The organism is Corallococcus praedator (genome assembly GCF_003612125.1).
Taxonomy (GTDB): Bacteria; Myxococcota; Myxococcia; order Myxococcales; family Myxococcaceae; genus Corallococcus; species Corallococcus praedator.
Genome location: NZ_RAWI01001132.1, coordinates 1 through 428, shown reverse-complemented (window position 1 = coordinate 428; position 428 = coordinate 1). Strand labels below are relative to the sequence as shown.

Here is a 428-nt window from a genome sequence, read left to right as displayed (position 1 = left end):
GCATTATATTTCTAAAAGAGAAGGTTTACAGGATTTTACAAAAGGCTTACTGCAAGGTTTAGGCAAATTATATAACACTGCTGTTACAATAGAATTGCTTGAGGACAGAGCTTCCGGCAGCCATCATGAAATATTTAAAGTTTCCTGGTAAAATGGAAATGCTTCAATTTAATAGCGAACAATTTAACAGCCTTTTTCCTTTTTATTTTTTGTTGAATAATAAAATGCAAATAATAAAAACTGGAAACTCTTTGGCTAAACTGATTGTTATCAACAGAAACGAACCTTTTTCTGAAGTCTTTGCTATCCAAAGACCGGTTTTAGAAACAGTTGCAGATTTTAAGAGCTCAGTTAACCTGTGTAATCAGCTTATTTCCATCAAATGTTTAAAAAAAGAAAATATCTCGTTAAGAGGTCAGTTCCAATAC

Annotated in this window: 2 protein-coding genes; both read left to right on the top strand. The window is 32.0% G+C overall.

Translation table 11 applies throughout. From position 1 onward, the window contains the following. Positions 1 to 7: 7 nt before the first annotated feature. On the top strand, positions 8 to 151 hold the full coding sequence (locus D7Y13_RS49305) for a hypothetical protein (protein ID WP_369333612.1): 144 nt from the start codon (positions 8 to 10) through the stop codon (positions 149 to 151). Continuing rightward, the coding region (locus D7Y13_RS43380; protein WP_208734672.1) for a hypothetical protein at positions 126 to 428 on the top strand (303 nt) is incomplete at its 3' end. The genes D7Y13_RS49305 and D7Y13_RS43380, both read left to right, overlap by 26 nt.